We start from the raw sequence: 18,753 nt of genomic DNA on the forward strand, positions 1-18,753 counted from the left end.
TATAAGGGTATAGTTTTAAATATAAACATCAATTAACCAGTATTTTATGAAAAATACAGTACATTTATTGTACTAATTTTAACATTTTGCGTATGTTGACCCCCAAACAATCCAAAATAGCCTTTTTGTTTTTACTAGTTTCGAGTTTTTTGATTTCTTGTAAAAAAGAGGCTAAACCTGCACCACCACTCATGCAAGCGCCTTTTGTCGTTGTAGAAAGTAAAGATGTTCCGATTTATAAAGACTTTGCAGGTCAGACCTTTGGAGATTTAGATATTGAGTTAATTGCCAGAGTTGACGGAATCCTTACTGGAATTTTTTTTAAGGAAGGACAGAATGTTAAAAAAGGTCAATTATTGTATACAATCGATCCGCTAGAATATGAAACCCGAGTAGAACAAGCCAGAGGTCAGGTTGCTGTAGCGCAGAGTTCACTCGTAAATGCTGATGAAGAATTAAAGCGAATTCGCCCACTGGCAGATATGAATGCGGTAAGCAAAAGAGAATTGGATGCCGCTGTCGCGAAAGATAAAGCGGCTCGGTCTAATTACGAAAGTGTAAAAGCAAGTTTGCGCAATCAGGAAATAGAGCGCAGTTATTGTAATATTTATGCGCCAATAGATGGAGTTATCGGGATTAGCAACGCCAGATTAGGCGATTATATTTCCAGATTAGGAAATAGTTCTAAGCTAAGTACCGTTTCTAAGCTAGGTAAAATGAGAGTGCAGTTTACTATTAGCGAAACAGAATATTTGCAATATCAAAAACAACAACAACTACAAAAACAAGCCGTTTCAAATCTTCAATTGCTATTGTCTGATGGAAGTATTTATCCAGAAAAAGGAACTTTGAATTTTTCGGATAGTAGAATCGACCCAACAACGGGTACAATTACCATAGAAGCTCAGTTTCTAAATCCCAATAAATTGCTTCGGCCGGGGCAGTTTGCAAAAGTTCGCTTTATAGTCGAAACCCAAAAGAATGCCGTTGTGATTCCGCAAAAAGCAGTAACCGAACTACAAGGACTTTTTCAGGTTAATATTATAGATGCTTCTAATACGGTACAAATACGAAATGTAGAAGTAGGTCAAAAAGTAGGCAATGACTGGATTATATCCAAAGGGCTTAAGCCAAATGAAAAGGTCGCAATAATTGGCAATCAGTTTATACAGCCTGGTTCTAAGGTTGTTCCAGTTGCCTATGTTGCGGAAAAGAAAGCAATTACTTCATCTGAAAATTATTAATCTATGGATAATTTTTTTGTACGAAGACCGATTGTAGCTATTGTGATTTCTTTATTTATTGTAATTATGGGAGGGTTGTCTATTTTTTCGACACCAATTTCTCAATACCCTGATATTGCACCACCAATTGTACAAATCCAAACCAGTTATAGAGGAGCGAACGCCTTAAATGTAGAGCAAGCCGTTGCAACACCCATTGAGCAAAAAGTAAATGGAGTCGAAGATATGCTTTATATGCAATCGACAAATACAGGAGATGGGAATATGAGTTTGTCGGTTACTTTTGATATGGGAACCGATTTGGACAATGCTACAATGCTTACGCAAAATAGAGTGTCACAAGCCGAAACTACATTGCCAATGGATGTAAAAACGACAGGAGTTACAACCAAGAAATCTTTGTCGATGCCAATGTTAATCATATCGTTGTATTCTCCAAACGGAACGTATGATTCTAATTTTCTATCCAATTATGCTAATATAAATATCATCGATGTTTTATCCCGATTAAAAGGAGTTGGAGAAGTGGTTCTTTTTGGAGGTAGTAATTATGCGATGCGTATTTGGATAAAACCAGATATATTAGCAAAGTATGACTTGACTATTGGCGATGTTATGTCGGCAATAAAAGACCAAAATACTATTGCTCCGGGAGGAAAGTTTGGCGCACCACCAGCCAAAGGAGGAAATGAATTTACATATAATGTAACTTTAAAAGACCGATTAATTGATGCCGAAGAATTTGGGAATATCATCATAAAATCGAATATAGGAAATCAGCAAGTACGATTAAAAGATGTCGCAAATGTTGCTTTGGGAATAGAATCCTATGCATCCGAAGGGAGATTAAATGGAAAACCAGCAGCAGCCATTGGCGTAAAGCAAATGCCGGGTTCGAATGCGTTAGAGTTGCAAAAACTTGTTAAGGCAAATATTGATGAACTAAGCAAAAAATTCCCTCAGGATTTAAAATATAAAATTGCTCTAGATACTACACTAGCAGTATCGGCGGGGATAGAGGAGATAATACATACTTTGGGCGAAGCTATCTTGCTCGTGATTTTGGTAGTTTTTATCTTTTTGCAAAACTGGCGTGCTACTTTAATTCCGCTACTTACCGTACCTGTTTCTTTAATTGGGGTTTTTATTCTTTTTCCTTTGTTAGGATTTTCGATTAATGTATTGTCATTATTAGGATTAGTACTCGCTATTGGTATAGTCGTCGATGATGCGATTGTTGTTGTCGAGGCAGTAATGCATCATGTAGAAGAAGGAAAATCGCCAAGAGAAGCAACCAATCAGGCACTAAAAGAAGTAACAGGTCCAGTAATTGCTATTGCCATCGTATTATCGGCAGTTTTTATTCCAGTTGCATTAACTCCGGGAATCACAGGGCGTTTGTATCAGCAATTTGCACTTACGATTGCTATTTCGGTAATTTTTTCAGCCTTTAGCGCATTGACTTTAAGTCCGGCTTTATGTTCTTTATTATTAAAACCCAATCAGAAATCGAAAGGACTTTTAGGACGTTTTTTCGAATCCTTTAATACAAAATTCGAATCATTCACATCTAAATATACTGGCTTTACAGGTTATTTGATAAAAAAAACGGCTAGGAGTTTTATCTTCATCGGTATTCTTATTGGGGCAATACTAGTTATGGGCAATAAAATTCCGGGAGGTTTTGTTCCCGAAGAAGATCAAGGATATTTATTTATGAATGTCGAATTACCTGGTGCAGCTTCCTTAGATAGAACCAATGCAGTATGTGCTAAAATCGAGAAAGTATTATCGCAAAACAACGATATCGACTCTTATACTACAGTGGCAGGGTTTAGTTTGCTGAAGAATTCTGTGGCAACAAACAATGCTTTTTTCTTTGTTTCACTAAAAGAATGGAAAGCCCGAAAAAATGATGTTTTCCAAATTATTAAAGATATAAATGGTAAAGTAGTTTACGGAATTCCCGAGGCTACATGCTTTGCTTTTGGTCCTCCGGCGATTACAGGAATAGGAAATGCTGCTGGATTTACAATGATGATTCAGGATAAAGGAGGGAAAACACCACAATACTTATTTGAGAATGTTCAGAAATTTATGGCTGCTGCCAAAAAACGTCCAGAAATAGGAAGTGTAAGAACAACATTTAATCCCAATGTTCCCCAGATTAGTCTTGATATCGACCGCGAAAAAGTTACCGAATTGGGATTGTCATTATCCGAAGTAAATCAGACAATTGGAGCAAGTTTGGGCGGACAATATGTAAATGATTTTAATAAATACGGAAGAAGATACATTGTCTTAATTCAGGCAGCACCCCAATACACTATAAATCCCGAAGATATCAATAAGATATTCGTAAGAAGTAAATCAGGAAAAATGGTTCCGATTTCGAGTATTGCAACGATCAAAAAAGAGAGCGGACCTGAGTTTACTACCCGATTTAATTTATATCGCGCTGCCGAAATTGGCGGAACTCCAGCTCCGGGCTATACTTCATCTCAAGCAACCAATGCGCTTGCAGAAATAGCAGCGCAAGTATTACCAATAGATATGGGTTACGAATGGTCGTCTATGAGTTTTCAGGAAAAACAAGCCGAAGGAAAAGGAAGTCTTGTCTTTGTCATGGCGCTATTGTTTGTGTTTTTAATTCTTGCCGCACAATACGAAAGTTGGAAATTACCTTTTAGCGTATTGCTAGGAACGCCATTTGCGGTGTTTGGAGCCTTTTTAGGATTGTATTTGTGTAATTTGTTTAATCCAGGTTATGTAAACAATGTTTTTGCGCAAATAGGTCTTGTAATGCTTATTGGCCTTGCGGCGAAAAATGCAATTCTAATCGTGGAATTTGCAAAAGAAAAATACGAAGGAGGAATGTCTGTCGTAGATGCAGCGTTGTTTGCGGCAAAATTGCGTTTCAGACCAATTTTAATGACAGCTTTTGCTTTTATATTAGGAGTTGTGCCATTACTTACCGCATCGGGCGCAGGTGCAGAAGCTAGAAAAGTGATGGGAATGACCGTTTTTAGCGGAATGTTAATCGCAACAATTTTTGGAGTTTGTTTAATTCCCGTACTGTTTGTATTTATCGAACGGTTGGGAGAAAAAAAAGCCGAAGAAGTTGAGGAAACTAAAAAAGAGGAATAAGATGAAAAAAGGATATATCCCATTTGTTATACTATTACTGTTTATGTTGCCCTATAGTTGTATGGTTGGCCCTAAATATACCAAGCCAGAACAGCTTAAAGTAACCGATTTTAGGTTTTCTAAAACTGCATCAGATTCTACAAAATCTATCACGACAGTAAAATGGTTTGACGTTTTTAACGATGATGTATTAAAGCGATTGATACAAAAAGGACTTGATAATAACTTCGATTTAAAAATCGCAATAGCACGATTGGAGCAGGCGCGAGCTAGTATGGGATATTCCAAAGCCGATTTATATCCAGCCCTAACTTATGCAGGAGATGTAAATAGTTCGGAGACTATTGTTCGACCATCAGATGCATTGCTCAGAATGTCGTGGGAACTTGACTTTTGGGGCAAAATTCGTCATGAAAATAAAGCAGTACAAAATGAATTATTAGCAACCGATGAAGCTCGAAAAGTAATTGTTTCGACAATAGTTAGTGATATCGCCATAGCTTATTTTCAATTGCGTGATTATGATAACCAACTCGAAATCACAAAGCAAACACTTGAATCCAGACAAAAAGCGTATGAGATTATCAACCAGCGGTTTTTAAGTGGTTATGTGGCGGAACTTGATAAAGTACAAATAGAGCAACAAGTAGCAATCGCCGAAGCCAAAATTCCAAGTGTAAAAAGACAGATAACCGCATTAGAAAATACAATTTCGATACTTACAGGTCAGATTCCGGGGGAAATAGAACGCGGAAAAACCAATGATGAACAACTTATTTTAAATACATTTCCACTAGCAGTTCCTTCGGCATTATTAGAGAATAGGCCTGATGTAAAAAGTGCCGAATTGCAATATATTGCTGCGCATGAAAGAATAGGTGTTGCCCAGGCAATGCGATTTCCATCATTTAATATTGCTGCAGTAGCTGGTTTTGCAAGTGCAGGAATAAGTGATTTGTTTAAAGACGGTTCGTACAATCAGTATGTTAGTGCAGGAGTAGTCGGACCTTTATTTAATTTCGGAAAGAATAAACGCAGAGTCGAGATTAATAGACAAAAAGCCGAAGAATCTAAGTTTGTTTACCAAAAAACATATCTTACAGCTGTGGCTGAGGTAGAAAATGCATTACAAAATGTAACCACTTACAAAGAAGAATGGGTGGCAAGAGATAAGCAAGTTAAAGCAGCACTTAAAAACTACGAATTATCATCGGCTCGATATTACAACGGTTATGTTTCCTATCTTGAAGTTCTGGATGCTCAACGTTCTTTATTTGATGCCAGAATAAGCCTTTCTCAATTATCACAAAGTCAGTTAAGCTCGATGGTTCAGTTGTATAAAGCACTTGGTGGGGGATGGAACCTTTAAGGTTCTGAGATTCAAAGGTTCTGAGATTCTAAGGTTATGAGGTGCTGAGTTGCTAAGGTTCTAAGAGAAAAGGTTCAAAGGTTCTAAGTTGCTAAGGTTCTGAGATTGTAAGTTGTAAAGATGAATTCAATAAAACAAAAAAGAGGCTGTTCATCTGAACAGCCTCTTTTTTAATCTTTGTGCCTTTGTTACTTAGAGTCTTAGAACCTTAGCAACTTAGTCCCTTAAGAAAATTAACAGAACTCATTAAAAGCATCTTGTAAATTCTCAGCAATTAATTCAGCTGGGCGACCTTCGATATGGTGACGCTCTAACATGTGAACTAATTCTCCGTTTTTAAACAAAGCCATACTTGGCGATGATGGAGGGAAAGGGAACATATGTTGTCTTGCTGCATCTACAGCTTCTTTATCAACACCTGCAAAAACAGTAATTAAGTGGTCTGGTTTTTTAGCACCATCTAAACTCATTTTTGCTCCTGGACGTGCGTTTCTTGCTGCACAACCACATACAGAGTTTACAACTACTAATGTTGTTCCTTCTGATTTGATTGCGTTATCAACTTCTGCTGCACTATGTAAATCTTGAAAACCTGCTGATGTTAATTCAGCTTGCATTGGTTTTACCATTTCTTCTGGATACATATTTTTTATTTTTTAGTTTAACTTTAAGAATTGCAAAGTTACAAAGTTTAAAAACAAGAACTTTAATTCCGGTATAAAGTTTTGTTATAGTTTAGTGTTTGTTTTTAAATCAAATCATATAGTATAACATTATTCGGAATTTCCCTTATTTTGTGGGTTTACAGATAGATAAGATAAAGTTGCTGTTTTATTTTTTATCAGGAAATTGATAATTGTATTGTTTCAACCGAGCATTTATACTTTCTGTTTTATGTTTAGTTGTTAAAATGGTTGACTTATTTTTCTCGGGAACTTCAAAGGTTGAAAGATAACTGCTTAGATATTTTTTAAGCATTTGTATGCTGTCAATTTCAACCGAGTAAACTATTCTTTTCCCTTCATTTTTTATCATTACAAGATTTGCTTTCTTTAACTCTAATAAATGTTTAGATATTGTTGATTGTGCCAACGGAATTAATTCGACGATTTCACCGCAAGTTCTGTTGTTTTTTTTCCAGAGCAGGGTCATAATCTGAATTCGCGTAGGATGTCCAAGTGCTTTGCAAATTTCCCCTACTACTTTTGTCTCGATATCAAAGTTTAAGTGTTTAGTAACTCCCATAAATTTGCCAATTAATTTACTATCGTTATTGTACGATTACATTAAATGTACATTAGTCTTAATTGTAAAGTTACAAAGTTTAAAAGTAAGAATTTTAATTCCTGAATAAAGTTTTTGTAATAGTTTAAAGTTTGTTTTTAAACCAAATACAATACTATATTCTCTTCTGTTTTGTGGCTTTTCAATGGGAGAAATCAGCGATATCTACATTGCCTGTTTTATTATTTTATCAGGAAATTGATAGTTGTATTGTTTGAAATGGCTATTTCTACCTCTTGGTTTACGTTTAGTTGTTAAAACGGTAGCCTTGTTTTGTTCAGAAAGTTCAATGGTCGAAAGATAACTGGTCAAATACATTTTAAGCATTTGAATGTTTTCAACTTCAATAGAATAAATTGTTTTTTTTCCTTCGTTTGTTACAATTACAAGATTAGCTTTTTTTAATTCTAATAAATGTTTGGATATAGTTGATTGTGCCAGCGGAATTAATTCAACAATTTCACCACAAGTCCTGTTATTTCTTTTCCATAACAAGGTCATAATTTGTATTCGCGTAGGATGTCCCAGTGCTTTACAAATTTTCCCTATTGCTTTAGTTTCTATATCAAAATTTAAGTGTTTAGTAACTCCCATAATTTCCCAATTTATTCATTATCGTGAATGAACGATTACATTAGATCTACATTATTATAGTAGATTTTCTTACTCCTTTTTTTCTCTTTACTTTGGTTTGTTCACTATTGCTAGAGGTCAAGCCTTAGTTTTCTTCAATAATGAATTGAAGATTATTTAGAATTTGCAAAGCTAAATCCGAACAAGTCTTTCTAACCGCCTCAATAAAACCTTATAACAAAAGAATAAGACATATTTTAGCTGTAGAATAAACCTCAGTTCTCAAGGCATCCACTACTTTTTTCGATAAAAGGATATTCTTGTAATTTCTATAGAAAAGTAGTCAGAGTATCAAATCAACAGATAAATCTAGAATTATTTTTAAGTCGTATTGGGATAAAAAAAATCTGCAAAGTAGAGAGACTTTGCAGATAGTAGAGTTTTGTTGGTTAAGTATTATTTGGTAAACTTTACCTGATACGGATAGGTTTCGTAAATAGTATTGTCCTCATTAAGCGTAAATCCTTTAGCAGCATCTTCTCTTGCTGAAGCCGCCAAGGTTGTAATTTCTTCTTTTGACTTGCCTAATTTAAACAAACAAATTGCTTTGTAATATTTTGCATCCGAAAACTGTGGGTAAATCTTCAGAGCCTTATCAAAAATAGCAATTGCTTCATCCCATTTTTTGAGTTCATATTTGGCTATTCCTTGGTAAAAATAAGCGGTGGGATGTTCTAGTTGTTGTCTGTTTTTATAGATATCATTTACATAATCGTCAAAAAGTTTTTCTGCTTTATCATATTCGTTTAGTTGTAAATAGCAAAGTCCGATATAAAAACTATAGGGATGATCCATTCTATATCCGTTTCCGTAAAGTTTAATCGATTCTTCTAAATCCTGGATCGCTTCTTTGTAGTTTTTCACGAAAATGCATTTCATAAAACCTCTATATGGTAACCATTCTTGCTTATCGTATAAAACAGCCTTGTCTAGAAATGGCATTCCAACTTCATATTTTTTACATTTAAAATAAGGCATTGCTTTTTGTTGCCACAAATAGGCTATTGTATTGTCTTTTTTTAAGCCTTCATCAATACAATTTTGCCACTCCGACATTTGAAAAGTGTAATTGTATTTGTACGCACAACTATCTAGAGATTGTTTAACGATAGCTTCCTGAGCCTTATTTTTGGGCATTTGACCAAAGGAAAGAATTGTAGTAAAAAAACAGCAACCTAAAATAATGTTTTTCAAAAGGTAAGATTTAAAGTTAGTATTTATTTGAAAGAAAAATCACTCTAAATAACGCTTTTATAAATGGCTTTTTTGGGCACTTTAAAATAACTTTAACATCTTCGATTAAGTTAGTTTCTTCGTCTAAAAACTTAAAAATCAATGCAGGATTCCCTTTCTGAAACATATCCGAAAAAATAGAGCTTCCCAGTTCATTGTTTCTGTCAAGGATATCCAATAAAAGCAAATCATAAAACCAGAATTTACTTTTTTTATGAAATTTCCGGAAATCAGTTTGAGTTTCAAGAAATGATACTAATTGTGTTGACTTTTTATCAGACTTTTTAAAAGTATACCCTGTACTTGCTTTGGTCCAGCCACCAGCCGTACCGATATTCAGTACTCGATTGGTGTTTCTTTTCCAGAAAGGATAACAAGTCATCGGGATGCTTCCTTGTTCCTTTTCGATTATTTCATAATCTTGAATACCTAGTTTTTGGATATAGTTTTTAATCTCTGATTCGTATTCTTGTTTTTCTAAAAGAGAATGCGAAAACAAAGTATATTCAATCAAAGCTTCGGTTGTAGATGTTGGTAAAACATACATAAACCGCGTGTTTCCTTTTTGAGCAACCGAAAAATCCATGAAGGTAACTTGTTCCGAATTAAAAACAGCTTCGTTACTTTTGATAAACCATCCAATAAAATGCTGTTGTAAAACGGGATATTTTTGTTGACTTTCGACCAATGCTTTGTTGTAAATACTATTTAAAAGCTGGTTACAGGTGAAAGTATTTGTAGAAGTTGCGACAAAAACATGAGTTTCAAGTTCGTTAATGTCGGTTACTTTGTCGTTTAGGAAAGTGATGTTTTCTTGTTTTTCAATTAGTTTAAAAACAGAATTGTAAAATTCCAAACTACGAATTTGATTGTATTGATAGGGCTTTAACTCTAAATCGCGTTTAAAGTTTTCACTGGCAAATAATGCCAAATCCCATTTTTTTGAAATAGCACTTTCCCAAATTGATTCTTCTTTCTCCCAAAAACACCAAGTTCGATCATTGGTTTTCTTAGTGTCTTCATCAATTAGCAAAATAGATTTTCCGGTAAACTTCCCAGACAACACCATTTTATAAACCGTCATCATTGCTGATAAACCAGTTCCTGTAAAAATGTAATCGTAATGCTTCATGTTGTGGGAAATCTTTTTTTATCAAAAATAGGTAATTTTAGTTCGTTGGGTTTAATCAAAGAAATTATTTATGTTAGTTACTCGCGGAGTTCTTTTCTCAAACTTGTCTTTCCGAGGTACGAGGAATCTCCACGAGTAGCTCTGCAATTTAGGAAATACTTTGTGTTAGTTACTCACGGAGTTCCTTCCTTCGTCAGGAAGACAATATTGAGGTTGTTTTGATTTTAAAAATAGAGTAAATACTCAATCTTTGAGTTTCGCTAAAATCAATTCAAAATCTTTAGCATTGCGATAACTTGTATCTTGAAAAATGATTTCGTTTTCGGGATTTAAAACGCAAATAATAGGGTACGTTATTTGATTTTTTACTGTTCCTAATTGAATTGCCAATTCATTAACTCCGCTTGAATTTCCGTTTGGCTTATAGTTGAAGATTTGATTATTAAAACGGATTGTTCTTTTTTCTTCAGCATTAAAATCAACAAAATAGAATTCGGCGTTGAGTTGCGCTATTATTGTTTTGTTCTTGAAAGTTGAATTTTTCATTGCCTGACAATATTTGCACCAATCGGTATGGATAAAAACAATGACTTTCCGTTTCTGGATTTGCTGTAAACTATCTATTTGCTCAAACGAATAGGAACGTAGTTGAGCAAAACCTGTTGAGGTAATTGCTAAGAAGAAAATAAATAGAATTAGCTTTTTCATTTGTTTTGTTTTTTGCCAGAGATTAAAAGGGACGCGGATAAAACGGATTCGCTCAGGCGAAAACGCGGATAAAAACGGATTTTTTATTGTTTTTTGAAATTTGTCCCGATGCTTCAGGTATTGTCATTAAGTTAAGAAAAACAGCTAGAATACTGTACCGAATAAATCTCACGCAAAGTCGCCAAGCCGCCAAGTTTATGCCTAAAACCTTTGCGATTTTGCGTCTTTGCGCGAAAATAATTAACTATAATTAGATAAAAGTACTTAACTTAATGACATTGAGCTTGAGGATAACGTATTTACTTTTGTAAATCCGCGTCATCAGCGTCCTTTTTTCGCTACTAACTTCTTTTAATGTGTGCAATCTGTAGCATAAATTATTCTTTATTTCAAGTTATATCGTAACCCAAAGAAACCTCGTATTCCTTGGTTTGGTCCGTAAACATAAGTCGTGTCAAATGTTAAACCGTATGGATTGCTTGGCGTTACAAGTACAGTTCCGTTTGGTGCGTATTCTACGTTTTTGTCAAATGGATCATTGGTTCTCGATATCAAGAACGGATTGTTTCGCTTTGGTGTAAAGTTAAGTAGGTTTTTAATTCCTGCGTACAATTCAAAATTTCTCCAACCTGTATACGTAAACTGGATGTTTTGTAAACTATACCAAGGCGAGTTCGGACTTCTTGGGTCGGTATCGCTTAATAATGGTAATTTCATCGGACTATAAAGATTTCCGGTATAATCAATTGCTAAATCTATCGGGTCGATTTTATACGAAATACTCCAAGTTGCAGTAAATTTCTCCGTTAGATATGGTCTTTGTCGAGTTCCGTCTTCTACATTGGAAACATCCATAATTGTAGCGCCAGTTATTATTTTTAATCCGTTAGTAAAGTTCACGTCAATGTTTGTACTGATTCCCTGACTTACTGCATACCCATTAATGTTGTCGTAAATGATTTTGTTTGGGTCAGTTACATAATCTGAAACGATCTTATTACTAAATCGGGTATAAAAGGCGGTAGTTTCTATTCCTACGAAAGTTCCGCTCGAAAAGTATATTTTTTTGATGTAGTTTAAATTGGCATTAACCGATTTTTCGGGATTCAGATTGTTTGCAATTACAACTTCTCGCGAACCTGTTAAAGCGGCGTGATCTTCAGTAAATAAATTCACAACTCTATAACCCGTTCCGGCGTTAAAACGGAGGATATTATTGTCGTTGAATTTTAGTTTATAAGCAAATCTTGGAGTGATGATATTTCCGTGAATTGAGTTGTAATCGTATCGAAGCCCTAATAGGATTTTGTTTTTTTCGTTGAGCGTTATTTCGTCTTGCAAGAAAATACCAGGCAACCATGTTTTCTCTGGGTTATTCTGACCTTGCAATGATGTTGAAGTTGTATTGTCGTCGTAATAAGTGTAGCGAGAAGCAATTCCGGCAAGTAAATCGTTACTTCCAATTTTCTTGTCCCAGGTAAGTTGAGCAAAACCTATTTTTTGATTTGCAATATACGATGTAGTTCCGTAGCGACTGTCTTGATAATGTACGTTACCAGAAAATGAGAATACTAGTTTTTCTTCTGTTGGTAATTGGTAACTTCCTATAAGTTCACCTCGTTTCGTGTAAATACTCTCACCATAAATTTCGTCTCCACCACGATATTTTTTCTCCCAGCGTACATCACCTCCCCAGCGATCTTCATACATTCCGCGTGCGGCAATGGTAAAAAGTCTGTTTTCTTTTCTTTTAAAAGTCCATTTTTGGAATAGAGAGATACGATCTTGTAATGTAACATCAGTAAAACCATCATTATCATTATCGATCCTTTGGTTATAGTTAAAATAGTTAACCCCTAATAATGCGGTTGCTTTTTTACCCACGTCAAATTTTACTCCCAAATCTACATTTGTTTCTAACCAACTTGTAGTAAAAACATCGGCGGAGAAAGTCGGTGCGTTGACTGCGCTTTTGGTAATAATATTGATTAATCCACCTACGGCTTCACTTCCGTATAAAGAGGATGCGGGACCTTTTACAATTTCAATTCTTTCTACCAATGAATTCGGAATACCCGATAATCCATAAACGGTCGATAAACTACTTACAATTGGCATTCCATCAATCATTACCGCTGTGTATGGACCTTCCAGACCATTTATATGAATATCTCCTGTGTTACAAACGCCACAATTAAGCTGAGGTCGAACTCCGTTTACGTTTTGCAATGCTTCATAAATATTGGCGGTAGGATTTTTTTTGAAGAATACTGGTGAATAAACTTCTACAGGTACGGCACTCTCTAATCTTTTTACTGCTTTTAAAGTTCCTGAAATTACTACTTCGTTTAGTTCATTTTCATCATTAGATAATTCGAAATCTAAAATAAGTGGTTGACTTTCTTTAACAGATATGTTTTTGATTATAGTTTGCAAGCCAAGCGATGAAATCTGAATCTTATAATTTCCTTGCGGGATATTCTCTAATTTGTAATTACCTAAACTATCGGTTTGGGTTTTATAATTTGTTTTTAATAATTGAACATTAGCTTGTGGGTTTTGCTGATTTTCAATAGATACTTTTCCTGAAATTGAAGTAGTATTTTGTGAAAATGAAACCTGAAGCATTGAAAACAGTAGTATTGTAAATAAATATTTCATTTTATGTAAATTATATTTTAGACAAATCTAAAAATTATATTCGACAAACAAAATTCTAATGTATAAAAAGTATAATTTCATATTAAAAAAGCGGTTCATTGTTAAAGATGAACCGCTTACTATCCCGATCGCAAACCAAAACAATCGGGATTCTAAAAAACAAAAATTCAAAAAATGAAACGTTTAATTAAAATCTTCCTCTATAATTTCTTTGTTTATCATTGCGCCAGCAACAGATCCTGAGGAAACTGCCAGAGCAAGAGAGCGTGCAAATGTGCTATTGTCGCCTGCGGCATAAATGCCAGGAATTGTTGTTTTTTGCAAAGCATCTACTTTTATTAAGCCTTGCTCGGTCATTTCGCAACCTAATTCTTGTGGTAAAAAGGAATGTTGCTCAAATGGAGGTTTGGCATAAAGAGCTTTAATTGCTGCTTTTGTACCGTTTTTAAAAACTATATTTATTAATTTACCTTCATTGTGCTCGAAATAATCAATTTGTTTTTCGACTATAGCAACATTATTCTTTTTAAGAATTTCGGTTTGTTCTTCGGTTAGTGCTGATGTACCGTTTGTGAATAAGGTTAAGCTTTTTGTCCAGTTAGAAATCATCTTTGTGAATTCATATCCAATAGCTTCGTTTGCAATAATGCCGGTTGTTTCATTTTTTACCTCATATCCGTGGCAATATGGACAATGTAATATTGAAATTCCCCAGCATTTTGCAAATCCATTTATCTCTGGAAATAAATCTCTTAACCCTGTTGTAAAAAGTAATTTTCGGGCAGTATATGTTTCTCCTTTTTCGGTTTCTATCTCAAAAGCGTTTTTGCTTTTTATAACTGCAGTTGCTTTAGTTTCTACGAAAGTTACTGTTGGGTATTTTAAAACTTGTTTTTTTGCCTTACTATTAATATCTGAGGGTTTTTTACCATCGAGGGTTATAAAATTGTGAGAATATGGAGTTTGTTGATTGCAGGGTTTGCCGCTATCGATTATTAATACTTTCCGTAACGCGCGACCTAAAGCCATTGCTGCTGAAAACCCGGCATAACTGCCACCGATTATTATAACATCATATTTATTATTGTCTATCATAGTTTTATATTTATTGTTTATGAAAAACCTGTTAGGGACGACTAATTTTAACACATAGGAACATAGATTTTGCACACACAAAAAGGCGTTTCACTTGTTTTAACTGCACATAGCTAGCTATGTGAAAGAAATATATTTCTTTTTGATTTCTTTTATTTACACATAAAATCTATGTTCCTATGTGTTAAATAATTTTTTGCAACCCGAATGAAGAGCTTATAGACGCTGTAATTGTGCCCACCGGGCTATGAAAAGATTCTAGGTATAGGAAATGGGTCTTTTTTTGAGAAACTTCCTTTTTGATAATCAATAATTTCATCTTCGGAGCAAAGGCATTTTTTAAGTTCTTTGGTGATTTTTTCTTCATTCATTTTTTGACCAATAAAAACAATCTCATTAAGTCGGTCGCCAAAATCGGAAGTCCAGCGTTCTTCGATTATATCCTGAAATTCTACAAAATTGTTATAAGACATGCGTTCTCCAAGCGGCATACTTGCCCACCAAACGCCAGCGCCCTCAGCTTTCATCGATCCGCCAGCCTGACTCCAGTTTATGGCTTGCTCAGGACGAGATGCCATCCATAATAATCCCTTACTGCGAATTATATTTGAAGGGAAATCAGATTTAATAAAATGCCAAAACCGATGTGGGTTAAACGGCTTTGGGTCACGAAATACAAACGAACTTATTCCGTATTCTTCGGTTTCGGGTGTATGAATTCCTTCTAACTCTCTAATCCATCCTGCTGAGTTCTCGGCTTCTTCAAAATTGAATAATCCTGTATTTATAATCTCAGCCGGATTTACTTTGCCTAAAACCGAAGTAATTATTTTGGCAACGGGATTTAGTTTCTGAATATAAGCTTTAAGTGTTTGTAGTGATTCAGGAGGTATTAAATCTGTTTTGTTCAGGATAATAACATTGGCAAATTCTACCTGATCTACCAAAAGATTTACAATTGTTCGGTTATCGTTTTCTATATCAGATGCATTTCGTTCTTGTAATGTTTCATCAGAACTAAAATCCTTGAAGAAGTTTAAACTATCTATAACCGTAACCATTGTATCGACATAACTAAACCGTGATAAATCGATATTTTCATCTTCATTTACAAAAGAGAACGTTTGTGCAACAGGAATGGGTTCGCTAATTCCGGTACTTTCAATAAGTAAATAATCAAAGCGATTTTCTCTGGCAAGCTTTTCTACTTCAATCATTAAATCTTCTCGTAAGGTGCAACAAATACATCCGTTGCTCATTTCGACCAGTTTTTCTTCGGTGCGCGATAATGTGTGTTCGTTTTTTACAAGTTGCGCATCAATATTTACTTCGCTCATATCATTAACAATCACAGCGACTTTTAAACCTTCTTTGTTGTGAAGAATGTGATTGAGCAAAGTTGTTTTTCCGGCTCCAAGAAATCCGCTTAATACAGTTACAGGTAGTTTTTTCATTGTTCTGTTTTTTTATGGCTTCTGTAATTTAAAAAATGACCGATTATCATTCCGATTCCTCCAATAAAGATTAAATAGGAATGTACATCTAGTACTATTTCTATGAGAATACTTATAAAAATGAGGGTTAAAGACAGAATAAGGATACTACTTACCAAAAGATTGGATTTCTTTATTATTTTTACAACAGCAAAGAATCCTATTGAAACAAATAATAAATCGATTAATGGATTGTGACTAAGTCCTAAAGGAAGGATTGTAATGATAGGGAAAATTAAGCAATGTATCAGGCAAATAGATGCGCTCGAAATTCCTAATAAGTCCCAATTAAAGGTTGTTTTTGTTTTCATTATCTTGTATATTTGCTTAATGCAATAATGTTGCAAATATAGAAAATTATTTCAAATGCAACTATGTTGCGTTAATATTTTACATATGAAAGTTACCCGTAATACCGCGGCTAAGGGAGCCATTTTAGAATTAATTACTAATTCAGATTCGGCTTTGTCCCATTCAGAGATTCATAAACTTACTCAGGATTTATGTGATCGAGTTACTATTTATAGAATTTTAGACCGATTGGTGAATGAAGATGTTATTCATAAAATCGTGAATCTTGATGGTACTATTAAGTATGCCAAATGTCATCATGCAAACCATGTGCATATTCATAATCACGTACATTTTAGTTGTGAAAAATGCTTAAAGGTTACTTGTATGGAAAACGTGCAGCCAAGCTATATAATCCCTCGTAATTACAAGGTCAACGATGTAAACTTTACTCTTTCGGGATTGTGTCCGAATTGTTTATAAAACTATTTAACATTTAGACAAGGCTAAAAAAAATATTTGAGCAATGCTATTTTTGTATATATTTGCTTTAATAATTTTTATGAAATGACTAAATCTCTTGAAGAAGTTAACCAATCGGTTCATACGCAAAATAAAAAATCTGTTTTTAGAAAAATATTAGCATTTTTTGGCCCGGCTTATTTGGTGAGTGTGGGTTATATGGACCCAGGAAACTGGGCGACTGATATTGCAGGAGGAAGTCAGTTTGGGTATGCCTTACTTTGGGTTTTGTTAATGAGTAATTTAATGGCTTTGTTGTTGCAAAGTCTTAGTGCCCGATTAGGAATCGTAACCCAACGCGATTTGGCACAAGCTTCGCGAGAAACTTATTCTAAATTCATCAATTATATATTATATATTCTTGCCGAAGTAGCTATTGCAGCCTGCGATCTTGCTGAGGTTTTAGGAATGGCAATTGGTATTAATTTATTATTTGACATTCCGCTTATCGAAGGAGTTTTAATAACTGTTCTTGATACTTTCCTGTTGCTATTTCTTATTAACAAAGGAATCCGAAAAATGGAAGCTTTTATCATTGTACTTGTTGCAATAATTGGGTTTTCTTTTGTTTTCGAAATGATTTTTGCTGAGCCTGAACTAGATAAAGTCCTTTATGGATTAATCCCTTCTTTACCGAATTCTGCTGCTTTATATATCGCAATAGGAATTATTGGAGCTACTGTAATGCCACACAATTTATACCTGCATTCGTCATTGGTGCAAACCAGAAAGTTTGACCGAAGCCCAGCAGGAATCAAACAAGCATTAAAATATAATCTTATCGATTCGACAATTGCGCTTAATCTCGCGTTTTTTGTAAATGCAGCTATTTTGATTTTAGCCGCAGCAACTTTTCATCGTAACGGAATGTTTGAGGTTGCCGAGATTCAGGATGCACATAAGTTTTTAGAGCCACTTTTAGGAACCAAGTGGGCGCCAATACTCTTTGCAGTTGCTTTAATTGCAGCAGGGCAAAGTTCTACAATAACAGGAACTCTAGCAGGACAGATTGTTATGGAAGGGTATTTGAATCTTCGTATTCAGCCTTGGGTACGACGTATTATAACACGTTTAATTGCGATTGTTCCGGCTGTAATCGTAATCTTGATTTATGGCGAGAGCGTCACGGGCAAATTATTGATTCTAAGTCAGGTAATTCTGAGTTTGCAATTGGGGTTTGCTATTATTCCGTTAATCCATTTTGTGAGTGATAAAACCAAGATGAAGGGATTTCATATTAGCCGACTAACTCAGGTTACGGCATGGATAATTGCCTCAATCATTGTTTCGTTAAATGGGAAATTGGTTTTTGATGAAATAAGCGGTTGGTTAGCAGCTTCGGATAATCCTATTGTGCTTTGGCTTACCGTTGTTCCTCTGGCAATAGCTTTTCTGGTCCTGTTACTTTACATTGTTGTGAAACCTTTTGTGGCGAAAGCAAAATCTAATATTCAGAATCATTCGCCTCATAATCTTAGTTTACATTTTTCTGTAAAAGAAACGTATAGCAAAAAGAATATTGCGATTACGGTAGATTTCTCGAATGCCGATGAAGCTGCAATTAATAGTGCTTTTGAGTTGGGAGGAATAGATGCAAATTATACTTTAATTCACGTGGTCGAAACTGTTGGCGCACATATGTACGGTCAGAATGTAGATGATCATGAAACTACAATCGATGAAAAACTGTTGCTAGAATATAAAGAGATGCTCATGGCAAAAGGATTTAAGATTCATACCGAACTTGGATTTGGTAAACCAAACAATATCATCCCAATCATTGTAAACAAAGGAAGTTTTGATATTCTGGTAATGGGAACTCATGGACATACCGGGTTTAAAGATTTGATTTTTGGTACGACAGTCGACAAATTGCGTCACAAAATTTCGATACCTTTGTTTATTGTTAAAAAAAAAGTAACTAAGGTTCTGAGTTGCTAA

Annotated in this window: 15 protein-coding genes; 5 read left to right on the forward strand and 10 right to left on the reverse strand. The window is 34.7% G+C overall.

From position 1 onward, the window contains the following. The first annotated feature begins 92 nt into the window (after window positions 1-92). From AC3IPI_RS05925 to AC3IPI_RS05935, 3 genes are read left to right on the forward strand one after another with little or no spacing between them, the layout of a single operon-like run. The gene (locus AC3IPI_RS05925; RefSeq protein WP_489157752.1) at window positions 93-1,244 is read left to right on the forward strand and encodes an efflux RND transporter periplasmic adaptor subunit; all 1,152 of its coding nucleotides are present in this window, start codon (window positions 93-95) and stop codon (window positions 1,242-1,244) included. A gap of 3 nt (window positions 1,245-1,247) precedes the next feature. Next, window positions 1,248-4,391 (forward strand): efflux RND transporter permease subunit, encoded by a 3,144-nt coding sequence (locus AC3IPI_RS05930; RefSeq protein ID WP_489157754.1) that lies wholly within the window; start codon window positions 1,248-1,250, stop codon window positions 4,389-4,391. Between the two features lies 1 nt (window position 4,392). Continuing rightward, window positions 4,393-5,760, forward strand: coding sequence for a TolC family protein (locus AC3IPI_RS05935; RefSeq protein ID WP_489157756.1), 1,368 nt, complete (start codon window positions 4,393-4,395; stop codon window positions 5,758-5,760). 233 nt (window positions 5,761-5,993) lie between these two features. Here the strand turns inward: AC3IPI_RS05935 and AC3IPI_RS05940 are convergent, their stop codons facing one another. The 10 genes from AC3IPI_RS05940 to AC3IPI_RS05985 all read right to left on the reverse strand — a co-directional run bounded on the left by AC3IPI_RS05940 (window position 5,994) and on the right by AC3IPI_RS05985 (window position 16,310). Then, on the reverse strand, window positions 5,994-6,404 hold the full coding sequence (locus AC3IPI_RS05940; RefSeq protein WP_039113515.1) for a BrxA/BrxB family bacilliredoxin: 411 nt from the start codon (window positions 6,402-6,404) through the stop codon (window positions 5,994-5,996). Window positions 6,405-6,591: 187 nt separating this feature from the next. After that, window positions 6,592-7,005 carry an ArsR/SmtB family transcription factor gene (locus tag AC3IPI_RS05945; RefSeq protein WP_489157758.1) on the reverse strand — a complete coding sequence of 138 codons (414 nt, stop codon included), beginning with the start codon at window positions 7,003-7,005 and terminating at the stop codon, window positions 6,592-6,594. A gap of 204 nt (window positions 7,006-7,209) precedes the next feature. Further along, complete coding sequence (locus tag AC3IPI_RS05950; protein ID WP_052250034.1) at window positions 7,210-7,638, reverse strand: ArsR/SmtB family transcription factor; 429 nt, start codon at window positions 7,636-7,638, stop codon at window positions 7,210-7,212. 435 nt (window positions 7,639-8,073) lie between these two features. After that, window positions 8,074-8,871: a tetratricopeptide repeat protein gene (locus tag AC3IPI_RS05955; RefSeq protein ID WP_489157761.1), complete on the reverse strand. Its 798-nt coding sequence runs from the start codon at window positions 8,869-8,871 to the stop codon at window positions 8,074-8,076. A gap of 16 nt (window positions 8,872-8,887) precedes the next feature. Beyond that, window positions 8,888-10,042: a lycopene cyclase family protein gene (locus AC3IPI_RS05960; protein WP_489157763.1), complete on the reverse strand. Its 1,155-nt coding sequence runs from the start codon at window positions 10,040-10,042 to the stop codon at window positions 8,888-8,890. Window positions 10,043-10,285: 243 nt separating this feature from the next. Then, window positions 10,286-10,750 (reverse strand): thioredoxin family protein, encoded by a 465-nt coding sequence (locus tag AC3IPI_RS05965; RefSeq protein WP_489157765.1) that lies wholly within the window; start codon window positions 10,748-10,750, stop codon window positions 10,286-10,288. 384 nt (window positions 10,751-11,134) lie between these two features. Continuing rightward, a complete protein-coding gene (locus AC3IPI_RS05970) occupies window positions 11,135-13,411 on the reverse strand; it encodes a TonB-dependent receptor (protein ID WP_489157767.1) in 2,277 nt (758 codons plus the stop codon). Between the two features lie 183 nt (window positions 13,412-13,594). Continuing rightward, window positions 13,595-14,506: an NAD(P)/FAD-dependent oxidoreductase gene (locus AC3IPI_RS05975; RefSeq protein WP_489157769.1), complete on the reverse strand. Its 912-nt coding sequence runs from the start codon at window positions 14,504-14,506 to the stop codon at window positions 13,595-13,597. Window positions 14,507-14,751: 245 nt separating this feature from the next. Then, entirely contained in the window at window positions 14,752-15,960 is a 1,209-nt protein-coding gene (locus AC3IPI_RS05980; protein WP_489157771.1) for a GTP-binding protein, read from the reverse strand. Further along, window positions 15,957-16,310 carry a MerC domain-containing protein gene (locus AC3IPI_RS05985; protein ID WP_489157773.1) on the reverse strand — a complete coding sequence of 118 codons (354 nt, stop codon included), beginning with the start codon at window positions 16,308-16,310 and terminating at the stop codon, window positions 15,957-15,959. Before AC3IPI_RS05985 ends, AC3IPI_RS05980 begins: the two co-directional genes overlap by 4 nt. Window positions 16,311-16,395: 85 nt before the next feature. Between AC3IPI_RS05985 and AC3IPI_RS05990 the strand changes: the two genes are divergently transcribed. Beyond that, the gene (locus AC3IPI_RS05990; RefSeq protein WP_039113526.1) at window positions 16,396-16,773 is read left to right on the forward strand and encodes a Fur family transcriptional regulator; all 378 of its coding nucleotides are present in this window, start codon (window positions 16,396-16,398) and stop codon (window positions 16,771-16,773) included. 84 nt (window positions 16,774-16,857) lie between these two features. Further along, window positions 16,858-18,753 (forward strand): Nramp family divalent metal transporter, encoded by a 1,896-nt coding sequence (locus AC3IPI_RS05995; RefSeq protein WP_489157775.1) that lies wholly within the window; start codon window positions 16,858-16,860, stop codon window positions 18,751-18,753.

This window comes from Flavobacterium sp. GL_143 (assembly GCF_057834355.1).